The sequence below is a fragment of the Bifidobacterium polysaccharolyticum genome (assembly GCF_016101585.1).
In the GTDB taxonomy this organism is placed as follows: domain Bacteria; phylum Actinomycetota; class Actinomycetes; order Actinomycetales; family Bifidobacteriaceae; genus Bombiscardovia; species Bombiscardovia polysaccharolytica.
Genome location: NZ_JACFQG010000005.1, coordinates 139,290 through 148,477, shown reverse-complemented (window position 1 = coordinate 148,477; position 9,188 = coordinate 139,290). Strand labels below are relative to the sequence as shown.

Below are 9,188 nucleotides of genomic sequence, written 5' to 3'. Positions count from 1 at the left end.
TCCCGTTCGACTTGCATGTGTTAAGCACGCCGCCAGCGTTCATCCTGAGCCAGAATCAAACCCTCCACAAAAAACCATGAAGAAGCCGAAACGACTCACATCAATAATTGACGGGCCAGCTTCCATAAGGAGGAAACCAACCCACGAAAAACCCCGACACCAATTACACGCTCCCACGAAACCCCAAAACAAGGAAGGCATCGGACTGGCAATCAAAAAGCTATAAGTAGCACAAACACGCTCTTGAGTTCTCAAACCACCACCACACCAACAAGCGTTCATCTTCCTCCCGGAAGAAGAACCGCCGTGTTGAGCAGCAAGAGATAAACTTACCACGAGCCAGCAAAAACGCAACCCGGCCCCTCCGAAAAGACCCTCAAAACCAGCAATAACAAGCCCTCAAACGGCGTGTCGTTGCATGTCCCTTTTTAACTTTAGACATCGCGAAGATTGGACATCAGCGCACTGCCACGGCTTCATGCACACATTTTATTCACAAAGTTACGTCAGACCCCAGCTCCATAGGCGTGTCGGATTAGTCCCTTCATAGTCCTTTTGAACTCTGGTCATAGTCGGCTGTATCCAATGTGGAGTTAACCTTCCGTTCTCGACCGCCAGTCATCCACAGCCCTCGAATACGAATGTTGATATAGATGTATGTTCGCGCACTATGTTGGTCTGCGAGTCATGGATTCTATTGACGGATGGTAAGACGGGTGTATGAGCACAACAATTGCAGTACTGACCGGGGCGGGAATCTCGACTTCCGCCGGCATACCGGATTTTCGCGGGCCTGACGGGGTTTGGACCAAGCATCCCGATCAGATGAACGTTTATGACTTGGACCTGTTCATGAGTGACCGGAAGCAGCGGGAGTATTCATGGCGGTGGCAGAAGGAGTCACCAGTCTGGAAGGCCCAGCCCGGAGTAGCGCACAAGGCACTGGCCAGGCTGGAGCAGGCAGGCATGCTGAACCTGCTGGCTACGCAGAACTTCGATGCCCTCCACGAGAAAGCCGGCAACTCCGAGGATGTCATCGTCAACCTTCACGGGACCATCGGCAGCTCCCATTGCATGAAGTGCGGTCAGGCATATCGGACGGCCGACATCATGGCCAAGCTTGATCAGGAACCCGATCCACACTGCCACAAGCCCATGCCCTACCAAGGCAACATGCCATGCAACGGCATCATCAAGACTGATGTGGTCTACTTCGGTCAAGCCCTGCCCGAAGGAGCCATGGAGAAGAGCATGAGGCTGGCCAGCCAGGCCGATCAGTTCTGGGTGATTGGCTCCACCTTGGAAGTGTATCCAGCTGCTTCGCTGGTGCCGGTGGCAGCCCAGGCGGGCGTGCCAATCACCATCATGAACATGGGCTCGACCCAATACGATTCCCTGGCAACCCGACTCATCCACGAACCTATCGAAGAAGCACTGCCTAAACTCGTCGACAAAACCATCGCCGGACAGGGATGATTCCCCAACCGCTCCGCGCAATTACTGGAACAGATCTGCGATCTGCAGGTTTCTGATGGGCCCTGCAAGAACCTGCAGGGCCCACTATGGCAATCCTTGAGCCGTCTTCCGTCTCACTACAGACAAACTCCACTTGTACCGGTCCCCTGTCAGCGTCGTTTTGGAACCCCGGCACTCCTATCACGCGGATACTCTGCATCAGAAAGCGAACCTCTGCCCCAGAAGAAGGACAGCAAATCGACTCCGGAAGCCAAAGTCTTCCCGCCCGAGCAAAGTATGATGCCCTGGACATGCCCTTATCAGCACCGGCAGAGTCGATTCTTTGCTCCAAAACACCCATGGCCGCGCCACAATGATCAGTGGGTACCCCGCTGGCTTCCAGCCATACATCCCAGCGGAGCCTTTTCATCCCCGATAGCATACTTTTAGTAGAGCCTAAGCCTGAAACGCCTTGTCCCAACAGAGCTCCGACGCTTCCAATATAGAATCTAAATCTCTGATAGTCACCAAGTAGATTAAACGTATAATAGCCGAGCTCAAACTCGCCTGAAAGACATGATCACGAGTCCAAATTCATCGGGGAAAGCACCGGCGCCTCTCGCCAGCGGAAAAACGACCGTTTTATATGCAGTCGGCTTGTCCTACATATCCGAAGAACCAATGTTGCCTATTTGTCGGTTTACTTGTCTTTTAAACTATGTACTATAATCGTATTGGGACAGTAAACCGATTTGAGGGTAGGGTGTGAACATGAAGCAACGAAGCAAGTATGTGCGTGTGCTTAAGCGAATCACAGATCCTATAAATTCGTTTAGTAGGGGAATGCGAGTATCTCTACCACGCATGCTCTGGGGATTGTTCGTGATGCTGGCGTCAACGGTCGTGGCCCTGGTCAGTTTTGGCCATGTGTGGCGAATGTCCGTCGGAAATGTTGATTCGGCCCATTTTGGCCTGTGGTCTTTATTTGCAGTTTTGGTTTTCTGTTTCGGCCCGATATATTTTTGCATTAGTGTGTGCGTGCGCTCAACCTTTCCGCGTGCTCGGTTTACAGGCAAGCTGGTAGTTTATATGCTTGTTCACGGTGCTTACGTCCTATGTATGATTGTTTCCTTTTTTCAACTTTTCCCTAATCTTATTTCTGCGAATAAGGTGACGACAAGTCCATACGTTTGTCTCTTGCTTCTTTCCCTGGTTGAAATCACGGCATTATCTCTCTATATCCACGACGTTTTTCGCGGTCTGGAGCGAGGGCGGCCGAGCAGATGGTGGGTCCGCACCACGCCTTATCCCGTCATAGGCTTGATCTTCCTGCTGTTCTTCAATTTGTGGAACGAGGGTTTCTTCGGTGAGGCGGATCTTTCGCTGGTCTTCTCTGTGGCTGCTTCTATGCTGGCGGTCAACTATCTGGTGCAAATCATCAACGAGCGCATCGTTCCCAGGGAAGGCCCGTACAAGAAGACCTATATGGCGGTCTATAACCGTTCGATCCATGCCCGTCCGGCCTATCACCGTCCGTTTCCGAGGAGGGCGCATGCGCGGCAGCCGAAGGCATCGTCGCCGTCGGCCGGCCGAGGGGAGGGTGCATGCTGATCGGCTATGCGAGGGTGAGCACGCTTGAGCAGAACGAGGAGCTGCAGACCGACGCGCTGAAGAAGGCGGGTTGCGGGAGGATCTATGTCGATCATTCCTCCGGGGCCAAGGCCAGCCGCCCCCAGCAGGACCGGATGCTGGAGGCGCTGCACGAGGGCGACACGGTGGTGGTGTGGAAGCTGGACAGGCTGGGCCGCAGCGTGCAGAACCTGGTCGATCTGATGGACCGGTTCCATAAGCAGGGGGTGGGGTTCCGCAGCCTGACCGAGAACATGGACACCAGCACGCCTGGAGGGGTGCTGGTCTTCAACATCTTCTCCGCCTTGGCGCAGTTCGAGCGGGACCTGATCCGGGAACGCACCATGGCCGGCCTGACGGCGGCCAGGGCGCGCGGCAGGAAAGGCGGCCGCCCCTACAAGCTCTCCGACAAGGACGTCGCCATGGTGCGCCAGCTGTACGACTCCAGGACCGTGACCGTCAAGGAGATAGCCGCCAGGTTCAACGTCAGCCGAAGCACCATCTACAAGGCGATCGGACGGGCAGGGAAGAAGGAACAGCACCAGGCAAGCCTGTGAAAAAAGTCGCGCCGGTTTAAAGCGTCTGCCCGGCCTCGCTATCATCGGCCCGAGGCATCTCGGCGCCCTGCGCGAGGATTACATCGAGGTGTACGTGGCGCTGGAGCGAAACCTTCCACGCCCTCAGGCCACCCGGTGAGGGCGGAGAGGGACAGGCGAGCAGGAGAGGAAAGGAGCGCAAAATGGCCAAGCAAGTCACATCCGAGAACCAGGAGGACATCGATGCGATGATCCGCGCAGCCGACCGGGGGGAGCTGATCCACCACACGGAGGCCGCCGTCCGGCGGGACCCCGGCGCCCCGCTGCTGACCGACGAGCAGGCCGCATCGCTCATGGCCCAGAGCATGGCCAGGCTGGACAAACTGGAGAAGCAGCGGGCCGAGGCATGGACCGCTCGACGCACCTGGAGGGTCAGGGTGCCCGAGGACCTAGACGACAAGGCCAGCCGACTGGCCAAGAAGGAGGGCATACCCAAGTCGGCCATCATCCGCAAGGCCGTCGCCCGGTACGTCCAGGACACGGACAAGCAGCCGACAACCGCCTGACGGCCGCCGCACCAGGACGCAAGGGCGCCCCCGGAACCAATGAATGACGGTTCCGGGGGCGCCCTTCGTTCATGCGGTCATGCGGTCGGCTGCGCGTAGCTGATCCCGCAGGGCATGCCCAGGACGGCCAGCCGGTCCTGAGCCATCTTGGTGGACAGATTCTCCACCTCCATGCACGCGGTACAAGCCTGCCGGAGCCGGCAGGAAAGGACAGAGCCGGGCGTGCGCACCGGAAGAACCGCCGCAGTCCGAAACGAGCATTCCACCGCTATCCCAGAAAGGGCCCGAAACCAGCTCACCACATCCATAAAACACCAGCAATCACAGCCCACCAAACGTAACCACCCAAGCATCAGACCCACCAGCAATCACGAAACCACCATCATCAACACATCCCAAGTGCACCAACCAGCGCAGACAGCAACCACGTCCAGATAAGCCACAATCAGACCAAATTCAAGAGATGGACCTTGAATGTAATTTGAGGGACTTTGAATGCAGCAAACCCTCTTAGCCCCACGCGCATTAAATCTAATCAGAGATCCCCTATATACCTATATACCTATATACCTATACTAGAAAACTTGAATTTTTTGATTTTGACCGTGGATAACTTCGCTTCACGGGCATTGGGGAGACGCCCATCGAGAAGCTGCGCGAACAGATTAAGAGCGTGGCCGGAGAACTGCAATCGCTGCTGGACGAAACGAGGAGACATGGACGAGAACCCAAACCAGAGCAACGAGGAGGACCTGAGCGCGCAACTGCGCGAGACGAGGCATGTACTCGAGGAGCTCGGGAACTACCAGGGCACGCAAATGCATCTCGCCACTAGCAGCCAGGTGAACCGCAAGGAGCAGTTGGAGGCGATAACCTCCACGACGGAACAGGCCAACCAGATGCTGTTGACCAGCTTGCAGCAATTAGAGGACTCAGGCAACAGGCAGAGCGAAGCCTCAAGGAAGGTCATCATCTTTGGCTACAAGGCGTTCGAGGAGAGCGTGGAGCAAACGGCCAGCAGGAACGAAACACAGCTCAGGAAGATGTACGACTAGCAGCGGCACGTGAACGAGCAGCTCTTAAGTCTGCAGAGCAGGCAGAACAGCAGGCTCGACTCGCGCGCCCACGACGTCACACGACACCTCGACGAGGCCCCGGCCTCACTCGATAGACAGGCCAGCGAGCAGATCAGACGAATGGGCAACCGGCTCGACTGACATAAGATCCGCAACTGGCTGACCGCCACCATCCCCACCAGTGTCATCACCAGCGACATTCTCTAGATGATTCCGCACTACATCCACTAAAACATCCCATACTCATGGTGTGAGTGTAACCAAGCAAACTGGTCTTGGATCTGTTGTTCGAACTCCGGCAAGGGTATTGTTCCAGGAGTAGCCAGCGTCATCGTACCGGTTCGGATTCCACACCGGTATCACTGGCATAAGAACGGTCTCTATATGTGAGAGGCCGGAATGAATCAGCTGTATTTATGGGGTAGGATAGCATGTGATGGAAGGTTTTTCGCCATCATATTTGCCTTCAAAGGAGAAGACTTGAGGAAGTTTGGGTGAGGTATTTGCGAATTCACTGGATTGAACGGTTGACGATTTGGGCTTCCTTGATTCTCACCATAGTGGTGACATTCGAGATGCTTATCACTATCGACCAGGAGCTTCCGGCAGGTACCGGTACCTCTTTCACCGTCGAGAGGGTTGATACCGCGACCAAGGCGGATGCTGTGCGTGCGATTGCTCAAGCATCAAGAAATTTAGGGATTAATGTCTTCAAAATCCAACCTTCATTTCGTGATTCAATGAAGTCTCGTGTTCTCGTGGCCTTTGTGGGTGACCAAAAGTCTTTTCAACGAAATGGAGGGTACGATTATCCTTCCTTTTCAACGCGTGACCAGTCAACGAAAGTAGTTTCTTTTGAAGAGATTACCACCCAGGACTTGCGCGGAAGCTATGCGACCAATGCGGATAGGTCGCATATGGAACAGCTCGCCAAGGCTTTGTCACGTTCCCGGATAGTGGTTGACGAATCACAAAGCCTCTGGTCACGAGGCTTCTGGATAGCTGCGATGATATACGCGTTAGGGAGGGGTGGCCTTTGGGCGGGAGTCGCCATCATCGCCATCACATTGGTGGTTTCCACCGCGTATTCCCTGTCCAGGAACAGGAAGATACATGCGGTCAAGGCGATGCATGGTTATACCAGCGGAAGGATACTCGTCGGCGAGCTGGTTTCACTGCTCGCCACGCTCGCCGTGGGATTGATGACGATTACCCTGGTGGGATTACCTTTCCTCTGGCTTATCAATAACTTCCACCAGATTTGGCGACTCCTTCGAGCGCTGTTTGTCGCCGTGGCTGTATTGACGGCCTATCTTGTCTTCCTGGCGTTGGTTTTGGGTGGTGCCAGTACATTCCGCGATCGAATACCCACTGTTCTGAACGGAGAGGGTAACGAACTTCGTGATGGCATCATCGCGGGTTTTGCCCAGTTCATGGTGGTGGCTGTTCTCTTTGGCACCATCAGCGGGTCTCTGAATAGGATCAGCGCGGTACAGAGCACCAGCCGGTCCTTGGCACAGTGGTCTCGCATCTCGGATCAATATGTCCTGAGGTTGTCAATCAACATCACACAGGAGGATGAGCTCCGGGCAGCGCCTCACCTGATGAAAGTGATCGAGGATCTTGACAGCAGAGGGAAGGCGATGTTGGTCGGGTATAATAAATTTGGCTCCGATTATTACGATGATCCTTACGAACCGGACGGATCCGATTCGATGATAGTGAGCCCGAACTATCTTGACAAACAACCCATTGCCGGACTTGATGGGAAACCGGTTAGAGTGTCTGAAAGAGATATCGGAGCTTTCACACTCCTGGTGCCTTCATCATATAAAGGGGACCCCGGAGCCTTGTTGAAGAAATATGCCGAATATTTCAAGACACAGTGCCAACTGGGTGTTACCCAGAAACAGAAACCATATTCCTGCAACCCTCACGGCGTCTTGGTCCGCACACGTTCGGACCAAGACATATCCCTCTTCTCGGGAACGCAGTTCATGCCTGCGGAAGATCAGCAGAAGCTGTCTTTGAAAGATCCAGTGGTAGCCGTCACATCCCCATCGTCAGGGTTGATCAGCCCCATGGTATACCTGTCATACACATCAAGCGATAGTGTATTGTTCTCTGATCCGGAACTCTTGCAAAGCAAGCTGGACCATTATGGAATCTCTGGATACTTCCAGGGTATTGACAACGCCAAAGACTCGGTGGCGTATACGTTGTCATTATCCAGGAACGAGCAACGCGGGGACATTATAGCCATATCGTTCGGTCTGGCCGCTGCCATGATGGCCATCCTTGTGTGCTCGGCCGCGTATTGCGCAAGACGACGCAGGCTCTCCTTCGTCCAATTCATCCATGGATACGGGTTTTTCAGAAGACATGGAGGCTTCCTTATCATGCAGAATACCGGGGTACTGCTGACCCTCATGGCAGTCGGCATGATCGGCTCGATGAACAAGGTTGCGGATCTGGTGGCTGGGACATTGCTCTTCGCCGGATCCAGCCTCATCATGGCCATTACCGTATCGGCATACGAATCAAGGTTCCGTGCCGACGACATCAAACGCCCGTGAATCCGCGGCGCGGAGGGAGATGCATATGACAGACGCAGGCATGCAGCCGACATTGAAAGTCGAAGGACTTACCAAGAGATTCTCAGAACACACGTTATGGTCGAGACTGTCCTTCGACGCTGGACCTGGTTCCATAATCGCAGTGAGCGGGCCGTCCGGTGCAGGCAAGACGACCCTGCTCAACTGCGTCGGCTTGTTGGAGGACTTCGATGAAGGATCGGTCACTTACAACGAAGGGACATTCCGTTCCGGTTACTTACATAAGAGCAGGAAGGGACAGCGAGTGTGTCTTCGCGAAAACATAGGATTCCTATTCCAGAACTATGGTCTTGTCGAACAGTGGAACGTATCGCGTAACCTGCAGATTCCCCTCAAAATGAAGAAGCGCGAGCATCGCAAGGAACGGGATGAACGAATCGACAGCGTACTTGACATCGTCGGGATGAATGGCTCACAGAAGAAAAAGATTTACACCCTATCGGGCGGGGAACAACAAAGAATCGCCCTCGCAAGGCTCCTGCTCAAACAGCCGAGTGTCATTCTTGCAGACGAGCCGACCTCTGCGCTAGATCAAGACAACGCTAACGTCGTAATACGTATACTGTGCGAACTTGCCCAACAAGGTGCCGCCGTCATCATCTCAACGCACAATGAAGAAATAAAGCAAATCTGTTCGTCGATTATCGAGATAGGCTGATATACCTACGTCCTCCACCCGCAGACCGTGACGACCCTGGGGAAGGGCATGACCCACATCTGGTCGTACGGGAAACCAGGCTGCTCATGGTGCGGATTAGCACCCAAGTCGTGCGCCAGAAGAAGCACAAGACCAGCCGCGTCATCATGCTCCCCTCCGCACTGCGGCAGCTGATGGGAGACCTGGGCATCCAACGCAAGCCCTGTAAAACCGATTACGAGAACTTCAAACGCCAGATCAGCGCCCTGTCCTACTCCGACATCTACGCATGGTGTCGAGCGCATATACGCTCTCAACCATTCACGCGCCTACCAGACCCCGCTCATCACCTGAAAATCGCTCCAGAACCAGATGGGCTCGAACTATGCCGAAACACGAAACTTCGTCACTAGATTCAAACAGTCGCTGAAACATGTAGCCGCTCTCTGGAACGCGGCCCTGGCCGACGCCGGCGCAAAGGGCAGGCTTCATTACAGCATCGAGAAAGGCGGAGTCCGCCTGTGACGAGACGAAAGACAGCGCAAGGATCGCCATAGTTGGGCCATACAAGAATCTGTCGGGCCCATCAGCCAAGTTCAGCATTGGCGACAGCCAGTCTGACTGTTCTATCGGCCATCATCCTTATCGCGGAACCTGGAAAGATGGATACCGGG

8 protein-coding genes and 1 rRNA gene are annotated in these 9,188 nt (G+C 54.6%); 7 read left to right on the top strand and 2 right to left on the bottom strand.

The genetic code is table 11. The features are described from left to right. Nucleotides 1-71 (bottom strand): 16S ribosomal RNA (locus H3T90_RS08700); the annotation flags it as partial. A gap of 649 nt (nt 72-720) precedes the next feature. Between H3T90_RS08700 and H3T90_RS08695 the strand changes: the two genes are divergently transcribed. The 7 genes from H3T90_RS08695 (at nt 721) to H3T90_RS08665 (ending at nt 8,535) form a co-directional block, all read left to right on the top strand. Beyond that, entirely contained in the window at nt 721-1,476 is a 756-nt protein-coding gene (locus H3T90_RS08695; protein WP_046322234.1) for a Sir2 family NAD-dependent protein deacetylase, read from the top strand. Nucleotides 1,477-2,226: 750 nt separating this feature from the next. Further along, nucleotides 2,227-3,066: a hypothetical protein gene (locus tag H3T90_RS08690; RefSeq protein WP_198230261.1), complete on the top strand. Its 840-nt coding sequence runs from the start codon at nt 2,227-2,229 to the stop codon at nt 3,064-3,066. Then, complete coding sequence (locus H3T90_RS08685) at nt 3,060-3,641, top strand: recombinase family protein (RefSeq protein WP_198230260.1); 582 nt, start codon at nt 3,060-3,062, stop codon at nt 3,639-3,641. The genes H3T90_RS08690 and H3T90_RS08685 overlap by 7 nt, the downstream gene beginning before the upstream one ends. Nucleotides 3,642-3,823: 182 nt before the next feature. Then, nucleotides 3,824-4,186, top strand: a complete 363-nt coding sequence (locus tag H3T90_RS08680) for a ribbon-helix-helix protein, CopG family (protein ID WP_198230259.1) — start codon at nt 3,824-3,826, stop codon at nt 4,184-4,186. Nucleotides 4,187-4,902: 716 nt separating this feature from the next. Continuing rightward, entirely contained in the window at nt 4,903-5,241 is a 339-nt protein-coding gene (locus H3T90_RS08675) for a hypothetical protein (protein ID WP_198230258.1), read from the top strand. A 596-nt stretch (nt 5,242-5,837) separates the two neighbouring features. Next, nucleotides 5,838-7,838 (top strand): bacteriocin-associated integral membrane family protein, encoded by a 2,001-nt coding sequence (locus H3T90_RS08670; RefSeq protein WP_198230257.1) that lies wholly within the window; start codon nt 5,838-5,840, stop codon nt 7,836-7,838. 25 nt (nt 7,839-7,863) lie between these two features. Continuing rightward, complete coding sequence (locus tag H3T90_RS08665) at nt 7,864-8,535, top strand: ATP-binding cassette domain-containing protein (protein WP_198230256.1); 672 nt, start codon at nt 7,864-7,866, stop codon at nt 8,533-8,535. A 5-nt stretch (nt 8,536-8,540) separates the two neighbouring features. Here the strand turns inward: H3T90_RS08665 and H3T90_RS08660 are convergent, their stop codons facing one another. Beyond that, nucleotides 8,541-8,819: a hypothetical protein gene (locus tag H3T90_RS08660; protein WP_198230255.1), complete on the bottom strand. Its 279-nt coding sequence runs from the start codon at nt 8,817-8,819 to the stop codon at nt 8,541-8,543. Between the last annotated feature and the right edge of the window lie 369 nt (nt 8,820-9,188).

Bases quoted from the DNA above. Each gene is read 5' to 3' on its own strand.
- H3T90_RS08695 (WP_046322234.1), top strand. From the start codon at position 721: ATGAGCACAACAATTGCAGTACTGACCGGGGCGGGAATCTCGACTTCC.
- H3T90_RS08690 (WP_198230261.1), top strand. From the start codon at position 2,227: ATGAAGCAACGAAGCAAGTATGTGCGTGTGCTTAAGCGAATCACAGAT.
- H3T90_RS08685 (WP_198230260.1), top strand. From the start codon at position 3,060: ATGCTGATCGGCTATGCGAGGGTGAGCACGCTTGAGCAGAACGAGGAG.
- H3T90_RS08680 (WP_198230259.1), top strand. From the start codon at position 3,824: ATGGCCAAGCAAGTCACATCCGAGAACCAGGAGGACATCGATGCGATG.
- H3T90_RS08675 (WP_198230258.1), top strand. From the start codon at position 4,903: ATGGACGAGAACCCAAACCAGAGCAACGAGGAGGACCTGAGCGCGCAA.
- H3T90_RS08670 (WP_198230257.1), top strand. From the start codon at position 5,838: ATGCTTATCACTATCGACCAGGAGCTTCCGGCAGGTACCGGTACCTCT.
- H3T90_RS08665 (WP_198230256.1), top strand. From the start codon at position 7,864: ATGACAGACGCAGGCATGCAGCCGACATTGAAAGTCGAAGGACTTACC.
- H3T90_RS08660 (WP_198230255.1), bottom strand. From the start codon at position 8,819: ATGCGCTCGACACCATGCGTAGATGTCGGAGTAGGACAGGGCGCTGAT.